Annotated in this window: 14 protein-coding genes; 10 read left to right on the top strand and 4 right to left on the bottom strand. The window is 71.4% G+C overall.

The genetic code is table 11. The features are described 5' to 3' along the window. Positions 1–126 precede the first annotated feature (126 nt). From ACH4F2_RS13145 to ACH4F2_RS13135, 3 genes are read left to right on the top strand one after another with little or no spacing between them, the layout of a single operon-like run. Positions 127–879 carry a LamB/YcsF family protein gene (locus ACH4F2_RS13145; protein ID WP_398132796.1) on the top strand — a complete coding sequence of 251 codons (753 nt, stop codon included), beginning with the start codon at positions 127–129 and terminating at the stop codon, positions 877–879. Continuing rightward, positions 876–1,535, top strand: a complete 660-nt coding sequence (locus tag ACH4F2_RS13140) for an allophanate hydrolase subunit 1 (RefSeq protein WP_398132795.1) — start codon at positions 876–878, stop codon at positions 1,533–1,535. Before ACH4F2_RS13145 ends, ACH4F2_RS13140 begins: the two co-directional genes overlap by 4 nt. Then, positions 1,532–2,389 (top strand): biotin-dependent carboxyltransferase family protein, encoded by an 858-nt coding sequence (locus ACH4F2_RS13135; protein WP_398132794.1) that lies wholly within the window; start codon positions 1,532–1,534, stop codon positions 2,387–2,389. The genes ACH4F2_RS13140 and ACH4F2_RS13135 overlap by 4 nt, the downstream gene beginning before the upstream one ends. A 533-nt stretch (positions 2,390–2,922) precedes the next feature. On the opposite strand, the gene sigJ is transcribed toward ACH4F2_RS13135, so the two are convergent. Then, on the bottom strand, positions 2,923–3,822 hold the full coding sequence (gene sigJ, locus ACH4F2_RS13130) for an RNA polymerase sigma factor SigJ (RefSeq protein ID WP_398132793.1): 900 nt from the start codon (positions 3,820–3,822) through the stop codon (positions 2,923–2,925). A 101-nt stretch (positions 3,823–3,923) separates the two neighbouring features. Between sigJ and ACH4F2_RS13125 the strand changes: the two genes are divergently transcribed. The 7 genes from ACH4F2_RS13125 (at position 3,924) to ACH4F2_RS13095 (ending at position 13,353) form a co-directional block, all read left to right on the top strand. Further along, the gene (locus tag ACH4F2_RS13125) at positions 3,924–4,286 is read left to right on the top strand and encodes a hypothetical protein (protein WP_398132792.1); all 363 of its coding nucleotides are present in this window, start codon (positions 3,924–3,926) and stop codon (positions 4,284–4,286) included. 210 nt (positions 4,287–4,496) lie between these two features. Beyond that, positions 4,497–5,714: an AAA family ATPase gene (locus ACH4F2_RS13120; protein WP_398132791.1), complete on the top strand. Its 1,218-nt coding sequence runs from the start codon at positions 4,497–4,499 to the stop codon at positions 5,712–5,714. A gap of 20 nt (positions 5,715–5,734) precedes the next feature. Then, positions 5,735–7,345 carry a VWA domain-containing protein gene (locus tag ACH4F2_RS13115; protein WP_398132790.1) on the top strand — a complete coding sequence of 537 codons (1,611 nt, stop codon included), beginning with the start codon at positions 5,735–5,737 and terminating at the stop codon, positions 7,343–7,345. 181 nt (positions 7,346–7,526) lie between these two features. Beyond that, complete coding sequence (locus ACH4F2_RS13110; protein WP_398132789.1) at positions 7,527–8,831, top strand: acetyl-CoA carboxylase biotin carboxylase subunit family protein; 1,305 nt, start codon at positions 7,527–7,529, stop codon at positions 8,829–8,831. Between the two features lie 12 nt (positions 8,832–8,843). Beyond that, positions 8,844–10,889 carry a CocE/NonD family hydrolase gene (locus ACH4F2_RS13105; protein WP_398132788.1) on the top strand — a complete coding sequence of 682 codons (2,046 nt, stop codon included), beginning with the start codon at positions 8,844–8,846 and terminating at the stop codon, positions 10,887–10,889. Between the two features lie 42 nt (positions 10,890–10,931). After that, positions 10,932–11,438, top strand: a complete 507-nt coding sequence (locus ACH4F2_RS13100; RefSeq protein ID WP_398132787.1) for an NUDIX hydrolase — start codon at positions 10,932–10,934, stop codon at positions 11,436–11,438. Positions 11,439–12,156: 718 nt separating this feature from the next. Then, a complete protein-coding gene (locus ACH4F2_RS13095) occupies positions 12,157–13,353 on the top strand; it encodes a glycoside hydrolase family 64 protein (RefSeq protein WP_398132786.1) in 1,197 nt (398 codons plus the stop codon). A 109-nt stretch (positions 13,354–13,462) separates the two neighbouring features. Here ACH4F2_RS13095 and ACH4F2_RS13090 read toward each other — a convergent pair whose 3' ends face one another. The 3 genes from ACH4F2_RS13090 to ACH4F2_RS13080 form a co-directional block, all read right to left on the bottom strand. Continuing rightward, positions 13,463–14,902, bottom strand: a complete 1,440-nt coding sequence (locus ACH4F2_RS13090; protein ID WP_398132785.1) for a GH1 family beta-glucosidase — start codon at positions 14,900–14,902, stop codon at positions 13,463–13,465. Positions 14,903–15,005: 103 nt separating this feature from the next. Further along, positions 15,006–15,929, bottom strand: a complete 924-nt coding sequence (locus tag ACH4F2_RS13085; RefSeq protein ID WP_398132784.1) for a carbohydrate ABC transporter permease — start codon at positions 15,927–15,929, stop codon at positions 15,006–15,008. 12 nt (positions 15,930–15,941) lie between these two features. After that, a complete protein-coding gene (locus ACH4F2_RS13080; RefSeq protein ID WP_398132783.1) occupies positions 15,942–16,937 on the bottom strand; it encodes a carbohydrate ABC transporter permease in 996 nt (331 codons plus the stop codon). Between the last annotated feature and the right edge of the window lie 25 nt (positions 16,938–16,962).

Below are 16,962 nucleotides of genomic sequence, written 5' to 3'. Positions count from 1 at the left end.
CACGCCCCCCCACCACCACACCCACCCGTCACGCCCGCCCCCGTCACGCCCACCGCCACGCCCGCCCATTGCTCCCTTGCCATCGACCCCTTGTCGGATCGTTCAACAATCGTTTACGTTCAGAGCGTGATCGACCTCAACGCAGACCTCGGTGAAGGCTTCGGCCGCTGGGCCCTCACCGACGACGACGCCCTGCTCTCCGTCGTCACCAGCGCCAACGTCGCCTGCGGATTCCACGCGGGCGACCCCTCGGTGATGCGCCGCGTCTGCGACCTCGCCGTCGAGCGCGGGGTGCGTATCGGGGCCCAGGTGTCCTACCGCGACCTGGCCGGGTTCGGGCGGCGTGCCATGGACGTGCCCGCCGACGAACTGGCGGCCGAGGTGGCGTACCAGATCGGCGCGCTCAGGGTGTTCGCCCAGGCCGCCGGGGCCGACGTGGCCTATGTGAAGCCGCACGGCGCGCTCTACAACCGCACCGTCCACGACGCCGAGCAGGCCCGTGCCGTCGTGGCCGGGGTACGGCTCGCGGGCGGTGCGCTCCCCGTGCTCGGCCTCCCCGGATCGCGACTGCTCACCGCCGCCGGGGAGGCCGGGCTCGCCGGCGTGCCCGAGGCCTTCGCGGACCGCGCCTACACCGCGCGGGGCACACTCGTCCCCCGCCGCGAGGCGAACTCCGTGGTCACGGACGAGGACGCGGTGGTACGGCGCGCGCTGGGGTTCGCTGTGCAGGGGGCCGTGGAGGCCGCGGACGGGACGACCGTCGCGGTCGCCGCCCGGTCCCTGTGCGTGCACGGCGACACCCCGAACGCGGCCAGGATCGCGGCGCGGGTACGCGAGGCGCTGGAGACGTCGGGGGTCGGGATCGGGGCGTTCGCATGACGGAGAGCCTCTCCCTGACGGCGCGTCCCGCCGGCCGCCACGCGCTGCTCGTCGAACTGCCCGACGCCGAGCGCACCGCCGCCTTCCACGCCGAAGTGCTGCGCCGGCGCGCCGCCGGGACCCTGCCGCCCGTGGAAGAGATCGTGCCCGGTGCGCGGACCGTCCTGCTGGACGGGGTGCGGGACCCGCAGACCCTGGCCCGCGGACTCACCGAATGGGAGGTGCCGCCCGGCACCGACGACGCCGGGGATGTCGTGGAGATCCCCGTGCGCTACGACGGGCCGGACCTGGCCGACGTCGCAGCGCTGTGGGGGGTGCCCCCCGAGGAGGTCGCCGTACGCCACACGTCCCGCACCTACCGTGTCGCCTTCTGCGGTTTCGCACCCGGCTTCGCCTACCTCACCGGGCTTCCCGCAGAGCTGCACGTGCCCCGCAGGGCCACCCCCAGGACCCGCGTTCCGGCCGGTGCGGTCGCACTCGCCGGCCCCTACAGCGCTGTCTACCCCCGTGCCACACCGGGAGGCTGGCAGTTGATCGGCACCATGCCGGACCCGGGACCGCTGTGGGACCCCGCCAGAGAGCGGGCGGCGCTCCTCGCCCCGGGGACCCGTGTGCGATTCACCACAGCGAGCGCCGACCCGGAGGCCACGGGATGACGGCCAAGCTCACAACGGTGCGCTCCGGCGCGCTCACCACGGTGCAGGACTCGGGCCGGCGCGGCCACGCCCACCTGGGAGTGCCCCGCTCCGGCGCGCTGGACGCCCCCGCGATGCGGCTCGCCAACCGGCTGCTCGGCAACGACCCGGACGCCGCCGTACTGGAAACCACCCTGACCGGATGCACCCTCCAGCCCGACCGCGCCCTCACCGTCGTGGTCGGCGGTGCACACTGCCCGGTCACCGTGGACGGGCGGCCGGCTGCCTGGGGGGCTCCGGTGCGGGTGCCGGCGGGCGCGGTCCTGAACGTGGGGACGGCGACCGCGGGCGTGCGTTCGTACGTGGCGGTGAGAGGGGGCATCGCAGCCGACCCCGTCCTGGGCAGCCGCTCGACGGACCTGCTCTCGGGGCTGGGCCCGCAGCCCCTGCGGGACGGGGACGTCGTGCCGGTGGGCACTCCCGCACGGCCGGTGCCACCCCCCGTCGCCGCCCCGTGGCCAGGTCCGCCCGCCGAACTGGTCCTGCCGGTACGCCTGGGCCCCCGCGTCGACTGGTTCACCCCGGCCGCCCTGCGCACCCTCACCTCGGCCGCCTACCACGTCTCCCCGCACAGCAACCGCATCGGGCTGCGCACCGAGGGGCCGCCGCTGGAGCGGGCGCTGACGGGTGAACTGCCCAGTGAGGGCATGGTGTTGGGCGCCGTGCAGGTTCCGCCGGACGGACGTCCTGTGATCTTCCTGCACGACCACCCGACGACAGGGGGATACCCGGTCATCGCGGTCGTCGCGGAACCCGCCCTCGCGGCGGCGGCCCAGGCCTCGGTCGGGACACCGGTGCGCTTCACGCTCGGCTGAGGCCCGGGCGACGAGGCCGAAGCGCTCCGTGCTGGGCGTGGCCCCGAACCGGCGCGCGGTCCTCACGGTGGCCACCGGTTCCTCGACCTGCACGAGGAGCCGCGCCCGCGCCGCCCCGACCAGCTCCGCGAGTGCCCCCGGCGGTGCGGCCGGCGGGGTGCCGGCCGCCCACAACGGCGCCACCCCCGGCCGGGAAACGCCGGCACGGGCGCGACCTCCTCCGTGACCGGCGGCGCCGGCCTGTGCACGAACGCCGAGGGCACCGGCAGCAGCCCCCGCCCCGCGCCTCGGGTGCGGAAGCCGCCGCCGATCATCGCGCGCATCTCCAGCACTCCGTCCCGCCATCGCAGATCGGGGTACGTGTCGGCGAACAGCAGCCGCACACCGCCGGTGGACCGGGGCGGGTGACGCGCCCTCTCGTGGCGAACCGCAGTACGGGGGGGGTGGCCGCGCGCGGCAGGTTCCGCCTGCGTGGGACGACGCCACGACATCGACCGAACCGACCGGCTGGCACAGCAAGCACCGGCGCCGTACTAACCGTCCCGCACCCACGGCCGCAGCTTCTCCGGATTACGGACCGCCCAGATCCGGGTGACACGGCCGTCGGCGACCTCGAACGAGGCCACGGTCATGACGGCGCCGGTGCGCTGGGCCACCAGGCCCGGCACACCGTTGACCGACCGCTCCAGGAGTTCGAGCCCCGGAGCCTTGTCGGCGATGGCGACCATGTACTGGGCGATGCGCGCACCGCCTTCGATCGGGCGCAGGGCGGTACCGACCATGCCGCCGCCGTCGGCGGTCATCACGGCGGCCGGGTCGAGGAGGTCGACGAGGGCCGCGATGTCCTTGGACTCCCATGCTTCTTTGACACGCCGCACCGCGTCGGCCTGCCCGGTCGCGGTCACCGGGGCTCCCGCGTCGCGCACCCGCCGCCGGGCGGAGGCCGCCAGCTGTTTGCAGGCCGCAGGAGTCCGGCCGAGGATGCCGGCGATCTCGGCGAAGGGGTACCGGAAGACGTCGTGCAGGACGAACGCCACCCGCTCGGCGGGGGTCATCGACTCCAGGACGACGAGGAAGGCCATGGTCACCGATTCGTCCAGGATCATCTGGTCGGCGAGGTCGGTGCCGTCTGCGTGTTCCCACTCGGCGTGGTCGGGCAGCGGGTCGGGCAGCCACGCGCCGACATAGCGTTCACGCCGGGCCCGCGCCGAGCCGAGTACGTCCAGGCAGATGCGGCCGGTCACCGTCGTCAGCCAGGCGCCGGGAGACACGATCTCGTCCTGCCGGCTTCGTGGCAGTGCGTACCAGCGCGCGTAGGCCTCCTGCACGGCGTCCTCGGACTCGGCCAGCGAACCGAGCAACCGATAGGCGACGTTGATCAGTTGGCGCCGCTCACCGGCTATCTCGACAGCGCTCGTCCCAGCCGTCCCCATACCCCCGACCGCCTCCTCGCCTTACCTTTCGCGGACCCGCGTCGTCGGGCTGGTGAGACCTTATCGATCTACTGCCCTCGGGCGGAAAAGGGGACCGTGGGATGGCGACCGGGACAACGGCACGACACCGCTTCTCGTTTCTGCAGGCCGCGATCGCCCTGCAGACACTGACCGTATTCCTTCAAGCGGTCTCCGCCGGACTGCTGATGACCTCGTCCTACGGGGAGACGCTGCACAGCGTCGGAGCCCGTGTGATGTACGGGGCGTCGATGCTGTACGTGCTCGCGGCGGTGCTGGGGTGGAAGCCGGGCGGCGGCTCACCCCGACCCGTGTGGGAGGCGTCCGGCTTCCTCGTCCTCGCCTCGGTGCAGGTCGTGCTCGGTATCGCCCACGTACCGTCGGTCCATCTCCCCCTGGGCGTCCTGATGTTCGGACTGAGTGTGCTGGCGCTGGCGCGGCGCTGAGATCCGGTACCGGATGTACCGGGCTCAGCCGGGGCCCGTCTGCCGAGAGCTGCGGAGTGACGGGACCTCCGCCGGAGGTGGGCGTGCCCTCGCACGACGACCCGTCCGACGGGCTCCCGCACGATGCGGATCGACTCCCGAAACGCACAACGTCGCGAGATAGGCTGCGGCTCACCAGCCCAGCCGGACGCCAGAGGGAGGGAGTTGGCCATGGAGCCGCAGGACGCACAGGGGGCACGGGTCTCGCAGGACACGGCTGAGCGGCTGCGAACGATCAGCGACGAGCTGTCGGATCGCTTCCACGAGCGGGCCGACGTGGTGCGGACGCTGATGGTGGCGTTGCTGGCCGGGCAGCATTCGTTGGTACTCGGCCCGCCCGGTACGGCGAAGTCCGAGATGGCCCGGGAACTCACGGGAAGGATCGTGGGAGCGTCCTACTGGGAGATCCTCCTGTCGAAGTTCACCGCTCCGACGAAAATGTTCGGTCCCATCGACGTGGCGGCGCTGGCCCGGGGTGAGTACCGGCAGGTCTATGACGGCCGTGCCACGACCGCACACGTCGCGTTCATCGACGAGATCTTCAAGTGCTCGACGGCGGCGCTGAACGAGACGTTGGGCTACCTCAACGAACGGATCTACCACCCGGAGAGCGGTGGCGAACCGATCCGCTGCCCGCTGATCGGCGCCATCACGGCGAGCAACGAACTGCCGAGCGGAGAGGATTCCGCCGCGATCTACGACCGACTGCTCGTGCGGATCGAGGTCAAGTACCTGGAGGACCCCTCGAACTTCGCCGCGCTGGTCCGCTCCGCCGTCAGCCGCCCGGCGGCGCCGGCCCGGACCACGGTCGAGCTGGCCGCGCTGCGGCACGCGGTGACCGAGGCCGTCCCGGCCGTGGACGTCCCCGACGCGATCGTGGACGCGGTCTGTACTCTGCGGGCCGCGCTGCGCCGTAAGGAACTCGTCGCCTCCGACCGTCGCTGGCGGCAGGCGGTGGGCCTGCTCCAGGCGTCCGCTTACCTCGACAGCCGCCCGGCGGTCACCGAGGCCGACCTGTCGGTGCTGACCCACGTGCTGTGGGACTCCCCCGCCGAACGTCCGACCGTCGAACGCGAGGTGCTGCAGCTGGTCAACCCGGACGCCAGGGAGGCGCTCGACCTCGCCGACACCGTCGAAGAGCTGGAGGCCCAGCTCGACGCGATGGCCGGGCAGTCCCGCGAGGCGCTGAGCGAGTGGGTCATCAAGAAGGCCCACAACCAGCTCGCGACGGCGGGCCGGCGGCTGGCGAAGCTGCACGAGGAGGCGGCGAGCGCCGGTCGCTCCACCGCCGCCATCGACCGGGTCACCGGCCGTCAGCGCGCCGTGCGCGCCCGCGTCCTCACCGAGGCCCTCGGCGTGGACGCGAGCATGGTGCAGGCCCAGCTCTGAACAGCGGGGCGATCAGGGCGATGGACGAGGCGACACCGGGCAAGCTCGATGAGCTGGCGAGCCGGGCCGGTGAGTGGCTGGCCGCGACCGCCACTCCCCGACGGCACACCGCGGCCGTGGTCGCGGACCGGTTCGACCGGATGGCGTGGCGCGACACCTACGACCAGGCGGCCGCGCTCCAGGATCTGGCCGAAGAGCTGAACGAGCGCCACCCCTACGCGACCGACCTCCTGACCGACGCGTTCCTGACCGCCTACAAGGCGGGCCCGCGGTTGCGCGAGCCTGCGGAGATGGCCCCCTCCCGGCTGGTCAACCACCAGGTCATCGCCGCACTGCTGGAGTCTTCGGACTTCGCCGACCTGCACCGTGAGACGGTCGGCGACCCGTACGCGGCCGCCATGGCCGTCCTGGCCCAGGCCGGCGAGCTGCGCCGGATACTGGACGGCTCCCTGGCCGCCCGGGAACAGGCCGGGCGGGCGGAGAAGGCCCAGCGGGAGGCCGAGGGCGCGGCCACCGCCGTGTCCGAAGAGCACCAGCGGGCCGCCGACGAGGCCGCTGAGGACGGGACGGTGCCGGCTCCGGCGGCCGACACCGTACAACAGGCGATCAGGACCGCGGAGGCCGCCGCTCAGCAGGCGGCCCAGGACGCCACGCGGGCCCTCGCGGTGGCGGTCCCCGGTGTCCGCGCCACCGCACGGAACGCGGTGGCCAAGGCCGCCGCGGCAGCCCGGGAGGAGGCCGCCCTGATGCGGACATGGGGCGTCGGCCCCGGCGAACTGGAGCGCATGCCGTTCGATCAGCGGGCCCGGCTCGCCGAGCGGCTGCGCACCAGCCGTCTCGCCCAGTGGGCCGAACTGATCGGTCGCTTCCGGCAGATGGCCGACGGTGAGCGCGCCCGGAAGGTGGAGAACGCCACCGGGGAGCTGGTCGGCGTCACACTCGGTGACGACCTCTCCCGCGTCATCCCCTCCGAGCTGGCCAACCTCGGCCTGCCCGGACTGCGCGCGGTGTTCGCCGCGCGTTACGCCGCCGGGGAGCTGATGCTCTACGACAGCCAGGGGGAGCAGGCCACCGGCCTGGGCGCCATCATCGCCTGCGTGGACACCTCGCACTCCATGTACGAGGCGGGGCCCGGCGGAATCACCCGGGAGGCGTGGGCCAAGGCGTGCGCCCTGGCACTGCTGGATCAGGCCCGCCACGCGGGGCGTGACTTCGTCGGCATCCTGTTCTCCGCCGCAGACAAGCTCCAGGTCTTCCGCTTCCCGGCCGACCGGCCGGCCGGCCTCGCGCGGACCCTCGACTTCGCGGAGACCTTCCTGGGCGGCGGCACCAGCTACCAGAGGCCGCTGACCGCGGCGAGCGAGGTACTGGAGGAGGAGTTCAACGACGCCGCCCGTTCGCGCGGGGACATCGTGATGCTCACCGATGACGACTGCGGTGTCACCGAGGAGTGGATGCTCGGCTGGAACGAGGCCAAGCGCCGCTTGGGGTTCCGGGTCTTCGGCGTCGCCATCGGAACCCCGCGCATCGCCGAGGAGGGCTCCGTCCTGGCGGCCCTGTGCGACAACCTGCGCTCCGTAGAGGACCTCACCGACGTCCACTGCGCCGCCGACCTGTTCCGCGTGATCTGACGAGGGGGCGCCTGCCGGGCCGGGAGCACTCGGCATCGTGTCGCAACTCCCCGTATCAGCACGGTTGTCGACGGAACGGGCCGAGCGACATCACCACTGACTGCGGCACCGCTCCACTACGCCGGTGGTTGGCCGGGCCGTGCTCGGGTACTCCGTCGATCTTGGAGGAGAAAGGAGAGTCGTGTCTGACGACAATGTCAAGAACGTCTTCGTGGTCGGTCTCGACGAGACCAATCTTCCGACGCTCGAAGCCGTACCGGGTGCCGACTCGCTGCGTTTCCACGGCCTTCTGACGGTAGAGGAGCTCCAGGGCGGGGAGGTGTCGCTGCCGGCGGTGACCGAGAAGGCGCAGAAGGTGCTGGACGCCTTCGACGGAAGCATCGACGCGATCGTCGGCTACTGGGACTTCCCGGTCAGCACCCTGGTCCCGATCCTCGGAGCGCGCTACGGCACGCGCACCACGAGCCTGGAGTCGGTGGTCAAGTGCGAGCACAAGTACTGGAGCAGGCTCGAGCAACAGGAGGTGACGGACCGGCATCCGCGCTTCGCCCGCGTCGACCTGGCGGCCGATCCACCGCGCCCCCCGGACGGCGTGCGGTTCCCGATGTGGCTCAAACCGGCGTTGTCCTACTCCAGCGAACTCGCCTTCGGCGTCGATGACGAGGAGGAGTTCGGCGCCGCCGTCGCCGAGATACGCAAGGGCATCTCCCGCATCGGCCGCCCGTTCGAGCACATTCTCGACCAGGTCGACCTGCCACCGGAGATGGACGGCGTCGGCGGCCGGGTGTGTCTCGCCGAGGAGGCGCTGTCGGGTGTCCAGGTCGCCGTCGAGGGATACGTCCACCAGGGCGAAGTGACCGTCTACGGCACGCTGGACTCCATCGACTACCCCGATACGCCGTGCTTCCTGCGCCACCAGTACCCCTCGATGCTGCCCCCGCAGGTCATCGACCGGCTGCACGACGTCACCGAGCGGGTGATGCGCCGGATCGGCTTCGACTCCGCGACGTTCAGTGTCGAGTACTTCTACGATCCGAAAAGCCAGGACATCAGCCTGCTGGAGATCAATCCGCGCCACTCGCAGTCGCACGCCGAGCTGTTCGAGTACGTGGACGGTGTGCCCAACCACCACTGCATGCTGGCCCTCGCCCTCGGTGAGGACCCGCGCATGCCCTACCGGCAGGGCCCGTACGCGATGGCGGCGAAGTGGTACCACCGGTGGTTCACGGACGGCGTCGTGCGCCATGTCCCCTCCGCCGACGACATCGCCCGTATCGAGCGGGAGATTCCGGGCGTACGGATCGAGGTCCTGCCCGAACGGGGGCAGCGGCTGTCCGACCTGTCCCAGCAGGACAGCTACAGCTACGAGCTCGCGCACATCTTCACCGGCGGCGACGACGAAGAGGACATGCGCGCGAAGTACGACCAGTGCGTCGCCGCCCTGGGCCTCACCTTCGACGGGCCCCCGGAAGAAGAGCGAGGATAAGGAGCGCCCGCCATGCGTCACGTGACCCACCTGCCCTGCACGACGAAGGAAGAGGAGCACGTCGTCATCCCCATGTCGGACGGCGTCCGCCTCTCGGCACGCATCTGGCGCCCCACCTCGTCGGACCACGAGCCCGTGCCCGCGGTGCTGGAGTACATCCCGTACCGCAAACGGGACCTCACCGCCGTACGAGATTCCATCCACCACCCCTACATCGCCGGGCACGGCTACGCCTGTGTCCGTGTCGACCTGCGCGGCACCGGCGAGTCGGAGGGGGTGTTGCGGGACGAGTACCTGGAGGTGGAACAGAGCGATGCCGAGGAGGTACTGGCCTGGCTGACCGAGCAGCCCTGGTGCGACGGCAGCACGGGGATGATGGGCCTGTCCTGGGGGGCCTTCGCGGCCCTCCAGGTGGCGGCCAGGCGGCCGCCGAGCCTGAAGGCCGTCGTCATCGCGTCCTTCACCGACGACCGGCACGCCGACGACATGCACTACATGGGCGGAGCCATGCTGTCGGACAACCTGGCCGAGGCGGGCACCATGTTCGCCTACGCCACCTGCCCGCCGGATCCGGCCGTGGTCGGCGACAGCTGGCGCGACATGTGGCACGAACGCCTGGAACACTCCCGGCCCTGGGTTCTTCAGTGGCTGCGCCACCAGCGCCTGGACGACTACTGGCGGCACGCCTCGGTCGCCGAGAACTACCAGGACGTACGGTGCCCGGTGCTGGCGTCCAGCGGCTGGGCGGACGGCTACTCCAATGCCGTCACACGGCTGCTGGCCCACCTGGACGTGCCCCGCAAGGGGCTCATCGGGCCCTGGTCGCACAAGTTCCCCCACCTCGGCGAACCCGGCCCCGCCATCGGCTACCTCCAGGAAGTGGTGCGCTGGTGGGACCACTGGCTCAAGGGCATCGACAACGGCGTCATGGACGGCCCGATGCTGCGGACGTGGATGCAGGACAGTGTCCCGCCGTCCACGTCGTACGAGGAGCGGCCGGGACGCTGGGTGGCGGAACCGTGCTGGCCCTCCCCGCACATCCATCCGGCCACGCATGCGCTCACCCGGCACCGGATCGCTCCTCCCGGCGAGCCGCGAGGGGAGGTGGCAGGGGGTGAGGACGGCGACGCGCTGACCGTGCGGTCGCCGTTGTCCGTCGGTCAGTTCGCGGGCAAGTGGGCCTCCTACAACGCGCCACCCGACCTGCCCTACGACCAGCGCGAGGAGGACGGCGGCTCACTCGTCTTCGAGACCGAACCGCTCACCGAGCGGCTGGAGATCCTCGGGTCGCCGGCCGTGGACCTCGATCTGTCCGTCGACCAACCGGTCGCCATGGTGGCCGCGCGCCTGTCGGACGTCCATCCGGACGGGGCCGCCACCCGGGTCACCTACGGCCTGCTGAACCTCACCCGGCTGAACAGTGCGGAGCGGCCCGAACCGTTGGAGCCCGGCCGTCGCTACCGCGCCACCGTCCACCTCAACGGAGTGGCGCAGAGCTTTCCGCCCGGACACCGCATCCGTCTCTCCCTGTCCACGTCCTACTGGCCGCTCGCCTGGCCACCGCCCGAGCCGGCCACGCTCAGTGTCCACGACGGCTCCAGCACGCTCACCCTGCCGGTCCGTCCCCCGGAGCGTGCCGATGACACCCAGGCCATGCCGTTCGGCGAGCCGGAGGGCACCGCGCCCATCGTCACCACCACGCTGACTCCTCCGGAGGAACGCTGGGACGTGAAACGCGACCTGGTCGGCTACCACGCCGAGCTGGAGACCGTGAAGGACCGGGGCACGGTCCGCTTCGAGGAGATCGGCCTGGACGTCGGCCGCCGCGCCCACGAACGCTACGCGTCCGTCGCCGACGACTTCACGTCCGTCAGCGGCGAGTCCACCTGGACCATGGACTTCCGGCGCGGGGAGTGGGACGTACGCGTCGTCACTCACACGCGTCTTTCCTGTGACGAGAGCAGCTTCTCCGTCGACGCCACACTGGACGGCTACGAAGGCGGCCGCCGGGTGTTCTCCCGCACCTGGAACGAGTCGGTGCCCCGCGATCTGCTCTAGCGGGTGTGGCGTCCGGCGGCCTCGGCGGGGTGGGATGGGCGGGTGAACTCTCGTACCCCGGGCGCCGAGCGTCCCGAACGCGCCCGCCCCGCCTCCCACAGCCTCACCGGTGTCGGCCTCGCCGTCCTCGATCCCGCCGGGCGGGTCCTGCTCGGCCTCGGCCATGACGGCCGATGGGAACTCCCGGGTGGCAAGGTCGACGCCGGAGAGGACTTCGAGACGGCCGCCGCACGCGAACTGGCGGAGGAGACCGGGCTCACGGTGTCCGCGTCGGACGTACGGGTACTGACGGTTCTCGTCGACGGCCTCAACGGGCTGACCCGTGTGACGGCCGCGGCGGTCACCCGGCGGGCGACGGGTACGGCCCGGGTCACCGAGCCGGACAAGATCGTGCGCTGGGAGTGGTTCGGCCGCCAGGAGGTGCCGTCCGCACTCTTCCCGCCGTCCGCCTCGGTCCTGGACTGCCTGTGGCCCGAGGCGGTACCACGAGGAGCCGCCGAGGTACGTCACTACGGAGTGCTCGACGATGCGCCCGCCCGGCCCCGCTGAATCGGGGAGCTCGGGGATTCGACCGAGTACTTCCCTCAGACGGTCACATACCCTCCGCACCTTCGCCGTCTCAGGGAAGCACCCCGCCTCACCCATGGCCCCCTACGGTGTCCGCCGGGCGGACATCGTCGTGATCCGCACCTCGCCCTCGGCGGGTGGGTCGGCCTCGGGCACGCCGCACGGCTCCGCGGCGACCGGGACGCCCGCCAAGAGGCACCTGAACCGGGCACTGGCCAAGAGCCGTTCGTCAGGCCACACCGCTCATGCCGCGGCCCTCGCCGGCGGGACCGAACCTCGTCCTCCGGGCGTGACCGGACCCGGCGCCCGCCCCCCGGCGGGGGCGGCCGCCGGGCCTTCGCCGCCCGCGGCGTCACTCCCGCGCCGGCCGGACACGGCGCCCGACGGCCCGCGCCGGAGCGGTGGGGGCAGTCTGAAGCGAGCAGAAGAAGCGACCCTGTTACCGGGCCTCACGCCGAGCGTGCTCGGCATCCCCCTCCGCCGCTGAGCCGGTTTCGCGGCGGACGGGGATGCCGCACAGGACGGCCGGTCGCGCACGAACCTCGCCGAGCGCGACCGCCTGGCGCGGGCAGGCCGCCCGGCCCCCCAACCTCGATCTCCTCCACCGCACACATTGACATGAACGCGTCCCAGCGCGACGCTGAGAGCGCTCTCAGGTCGGTACGGACCAATTCCCCCCACACCCGCACGGAGGTGGAGAGTGCTCTCAAGCCTCAAACGCCGTCTGCTCGCCGTGGCCACGGCCGCAGGCCTGGCAGGCACGCTGCTCACGTTCGGTGGCTCACCACCCGCGGACGCCGCGGTACCCGTCACCATCCCCCTGAAGATCACCAACAACTCCAGCCGCGGCGAGCCGGTGCACATCTACACCCTGGGCACCTCACTGACGACAGGTCAGCAGGGCTGGGCCGACGCCAACGGCACCTTCCATGCCTGGCCCGCCGGCGGCAATCCCCCCACCCCCGCACCGGACGCGTCCATCCCCGGACCGGCCGCCGGCAAGACCAAGACGATCCGGATCCCCAAACTGTCGGGACGCATCTACTTCTCGTACGGCCAGAAGCTCGACTTCCGGCTGGCCACGGGCGGCCTGGTGCAGCCGGCCGTGCAGAATCCGAGCGACCCCAACCGCAACACCCTGTTCAACTGGTCCGAGTACACGCTCAACGACTCCGGACTGTGGCTGAACAGCACACAGGTCGACATGTTCTCCGCGCCCTACACGGTCGGTGTGCAGGGGCCCGACGGCAGCGTGAGAAGCGCCGGGCGGCTCAAGGCGGGCGGCTACGACGCGGTGTTCAGCGCACTGCGGGCGCGGCCCGGCTGGGGCGGGCTGATCCAGACCCGGTCCGACGGCACCGTCCTGCGGGCGCTGTCGCCGCTGTACGGGCTGGAGACCGGCGCGCTGCCCGCGTCGGTCATGGACGACTACATCAACCGCGTCTGGCAGAAGTACACGACGTCCACGCTCACCGTCACCCCGTTCGCTGACCAGCCGGGCACCACGTACTCCGGGCGTGTCTCGGGCGGCGTCATGAACTTCACCGACAGCGCGGGAACGGTCGTCACGAGCTTCCAGAAGCCCGACGCCTCCAGCGTCTTCGGTTGCCACCGGCTCCTGGACGCCCCCAACGACCAGGTTCGCGGCCCGATCTCGCGCACGCTGTGCGCCGGCTTCAACCGCTCGACGCTGCTGAGCAACCCCAACCAGCCCGACACCTCGGCGGCGGACTTCTACAAGGAGGCCGTGACCAACCACTACGCCCGGATCATCCACGACCGGATGGCCGACGGCAAGGCGTACGCCTTCGCCTTCGACGACGTCGGCCACCACGAGTCGCTGGTGCACGAAGGCAACCCGGTCCAGGCGCAGTTGACGCTCGACCCGCTCGACTGACCCGGTACCGGGTGCGGCGACCGCCCCCGGCCTCCGCTGACGCGGCAGGCAGGGGGCGGATCCCGTACGGCACCACACGGGACGGCTGAGCCGTGCCGCGTCGGCCGGGTCAGGCGCCGGGCAGGACTCCGGTGCGGGCGACCTCGGAGTACCAGCGGGCGCTGGCCTTGGGGATACGCGTGCCGGTCGGGTAGTCCACGTAGACGGTGCCGAAGCGCTTCCCGTAGCCGTGCGCCCACTCGAAATTGTCCAGCAGCGACCACAGGAAGTAGCCGCGCACGTCCGCGCCGTCCACGATGGCCCGGTGGACGGCGGCCAGGTGGCCGCGCACGTAGGCGATGCGCGCGGGGTCGTTGACCTGGCCGGCCGGATCGGCGTAGTCGTCGAAGGCCGCGCCGTTCTCGGTGATGACCAGCGGCAGCCTCGGGAAGTCGGACGCCAGCCTGCGCAGCAGGTCGTACAGGCCGGTGGGGTCGACGGCCCAGCCCATGGCGGTGGTGTCACCGGGCGGCTGGTGGAAGGCGACCCGGTCGGCCCCCGGCCACGGGCTGTGGGCACTCCTGCCGTGCCCGTCGGAGGTGTGGGTGCCGCTGCCGTCGGCCTCGGAGACGACGGTGGGTGTGTAGTAGTTGACGCCGAGGAAGTCCAGCGGCTGGTGGATCTGCCGCAGGTCGCCGTCCTGCACGAAGGACCAGTCGGTCAGCGCCGCGGTGTCCTTGAGCAGGTCCTCCGGATAGGCGCCCTGCAGCATCGGGCCGGTGAAGACCCGGTTGGCGAGCGCGTCGATCCGGCGCACCGCGTCGGCGTCGGCGTCGCTGTCGGTGAGCGGACGGACATGGTGGACGTTGAGGGTGACCGAGCACTGGGCGTCGGCGCGGACCCGGTCGCGCAGCGCCTGGACGGCCAGGCCGTGCGCCAGGTTGAGGTGGTGGGCGGCGCGCAGGGCGGCGACCGGGTCGGTGCGGCCGGGGGCATGCACGCCGGAGCCGTAGCCGAGAAAGGCGCTGCACCAGGGCTCGTTGAGGGTGGTCCAGGTCTTCACCCGGTCACCGAGGGCGTCCGCGGCGAGGGCGGCGTACTCGGCGAACCGCTCCGCCGTGGCACGCTCGGGCCAGCCCCCCGCGTCCTCCAGCTCCTGCGGCAGGTCCCAGTGGTAGAGGGTGGCGACGGGCTGGATGCCCTTGTCCAGCAGGTCGTCGACGAGGCGCCGGTAGAAGTCCAGGCCCTTCTGCACGGCGGGGCCGCGGCCGGTGGGCTGGATGCGGGTCCAGGCGAGGGAGAAACGGTAGGCACCCAGGCCGAGTTCGGCCATGAGTGCGACGTCCTCGCGCCAACGGTGGTAGTGGTCGGTGGCGATGTCACCGGTGTCGCCGTTGCGGACCCGGCCGGGAGTGCGGGCGTAGGTGTCCCAGATGGACGGCGTGCGGCCGTCCTCGGCAGCGGCTCCCTCGATCTGGTACGAGGCGGTCGCGGAGCCCCAGAGGAAGCCCTTGGGGAAGGTACGGGCGGCGTCCGGGGCGGACGCGGTCTGCTGTGCTGCGGTGACCACGTAAGTCCTTTCACGGTAGGAGTGTTCGCGAGCGCGCGAAGGCCTGTGGGGCGGGGATGGAGTGCGGCCCGGCGGCCGGGGGCCGGGCCGGCGCGGTGGCGGGTCAGCCCTTGACGGCGCCCGCCATGATGCCGCTGACGATCTGGCGGCCGAAGATGATGAACATCGCCAGCAGCGGCAGCGTGCCGAGCAGCGCGCCCGCCATGATCAGCGACTGGTCGCGGACATAGCCCGCGCTGAGCTGGGTGAGCGCGACGGGGACCGTCGGGTTGGTCATGTCGAGCACCACGAAGGGCCAGAAGAAGTCGTTCCACGCGTGCACGAAGGTGATCATGAACAGCACCGCCATCGCGGGCCGTGCGACAGGCAGCACGATGCTCCAGAAGATGCGCAGCGAGTGCGCCCCGTCCACGCGGCCCGCCTCGACGAGCTCGTCCGGCAGTGCCTCCGTCAGGTACTGCCGCATGAAGAAGACGCCCACCGCGCTCACCAGCGTGGGGAAGATGACGGCGGGCAGCTGCTGCGACCAGCCCAGCTCGGACATCATCATGAACAGCGGTACGACGGCGAGCTGCGGCGGCACCATCATGGTGCCGATCACCAGCATGAGCAGAACGTTGCGCCCCTTGAACCGCAGCTTGGCGAAGGCGAACCCGGCCAGGGTCGCGAACATCACGGTGGACAGGGCGATCACCCCGGCCACGATGAGGCTGTTCATCATGGCCTTGCCCATCGCCGCCTCGTCCCAGGCCCGGGCGAGGTTGCTGAACAGGTTCGGGCCGGGCAGGAACGGCGGGGGCGTCTGGCTGACCCGGGTGTTGTCGGTGGAGGCCGCCACCATCGTCCAGTACAACGGGAAGATCGACAGCAACGCCATGATGGCGAGCAGGACGTAGGCGAGCGGGCCCGCGTGGTGCTGGCGGCCGGCGCGCTGGCGCAGCAGCCGGCGACCGCCGCGGCCGGCCGGCTTCTCGGCGGAGGTCCGGGCCGGAGCGTCCGTCCGGGCCGGGAGGCTTTGAGTGGTCATGGCGACTCCAGGTCAGGACGAACGGGAACGCAGGCGCTTGATCAGCCGCTGCGCGGCGAAGGCGAGGATGAGGACCATGAACATCACCCAGGCCACGGTCGCCGAGCGACCCATCTGGTAGTTCTTCCAGCCCTCCTCGTAGAGCAGGAGCCCCAGCGTCTGGTACTGGTTGTCCGCGCCGCCCGTGATGCCGTTGGGTCCCTGGCCGAAGATCAGCGGCTCGCCGAACAGCTGGGTGGCGCCGATCGTGGAGAGCACGATGGTGAAGACGATGGTGGAGCGGATGCCGGGGATGGTGACGTGGATGAACTGCTTCCACCGGGAGGCGCCGTCGAGGGAGGCGGCCTCGTACCGGTCGGCTGGGATGGCCTGCATCGCGGCCAGGTAGAGCAGGGCGTTGTAGCCGGTCCAGCGCCAGATGACGATGGTGGAGATGGCGATCTGGGCGGGCCACTTGTCGGCCTCCCAGTCCACCGGGTCTATGCCGACCGAGCCGAGCGCCCAGTTGATCATGCCGAAGTCGCGTTCGAAGATCATGGTGAACACGAGCGCGGCGGCGGCGACCGAGGTGGCATAGGGGACCAGCGAGGCGACGCGGAAGAACAGCGAGGCGCGCATCCGGTAGTTGAGCAGGTGCGCCATGCCGAGCGCCATCATCAGCTGCGGCACCGTGGAGATGACGCCGATGGTGATCGTGTTCTGCAGGGCGTTCCAGAAGCGGGAGTCTCCCCAGAGTTCGACGTAGTTGTCGAACGCCACCCATTCCATGACGTCGAGGGTGGCCAGTTCCACGTCGTGCAGGGAGATCCACGAGGTGTAGACGAGGGGGTAGAAACTGAACGCGGCGAAGACGACGAAGAACGGCGCGACGAACGCGTACGGGGCGCCCTTGATGTCCAGCCGGTGCAGCAGTGCGCCGCGCCGCCGGGCGGTGCCCTCGCCGCCCGTCCTCGGGGACGGGCCGGGAGGCTCGTCCCCGGCCAGGGCCTTGGTGGTGGAGGTGGCCACCGGACTTCCTTCCTGAAAGCGGATG

The sequence above is a fragment of the Streptomyces sp. NPDC017890 genome, from assembly GCF_044328675.1.
Classification (GTDB): domain Bacteria; phylum Actinomycetota; class Actinomycetes; order Streptomycetales; family Streptomycetaceae; genus Streptomyces.
The sequence above is the reverse complement of the archived record's forward strand: the minus strand, read 5'-3'. Positions and strand labels throughout refer to the sequence as shown.

Bases quoted from the DNA above. Each gene is read 5' to 3' on its own strand.
- ACH4F2_RS13105 (WP_398132788.1), top strand. From the start codon at position 8,844: ATGCGTCACGTGACCCACCTGCCCTGCACGACGAAGGAAGAGGAGCAC.
- ACH4F2_RS13085 (WP_398132784.1), bottom strand. From the start codon at position 15,929: ATGACCACTCAAAGCCTCCCGGCCCGGACGGACGCTCCGGCCCGGACC.
- ACH4F2_RS13135 (WP_398132794.1), top strand. From the start codon at position 1,532: ATGACGGCCAAGCTCACAACGGTGCGCTCCGGCGCGCTCACCACGGTG.
- ACH4F2_RS13115 (WP_398132790.1), top strand. From the start codon at position 5,735: ATGGACGAGGCGACACCGGGCAAGCTCGATGAGCTGGCGAGCCGGGCC.
- ACH4F2_RS13140 (WP_398132795.1), top strand. From the start codon at position 876: ATGACGGAGAGCCTCTCCCTGACGGCGCGTCCCGCCGGCCGCCACGCG.
- sigJ (WP_398132793.1), bottom strand. From the start codon at position 3,822: ATGGGGACGGCTGGGACGAGCGCTGTCGAGATAGCCGGTGAGCGGCGC.
- ACH4F2_RS13125 (WP_398132792.1), top strand. From the start codon at position 3,924: ATGGCGACCGGGACAACGGCACGACACCGCTTCTCGTTTCTGCAGGCC.
- ACH4F2_RS13120 (WP_398132791.1), top strand. From the start codon at position 4,497: ATGGAGCCGCAGGACGCACAGGGGGCACGGGTCTCGCAGGACACGGCT.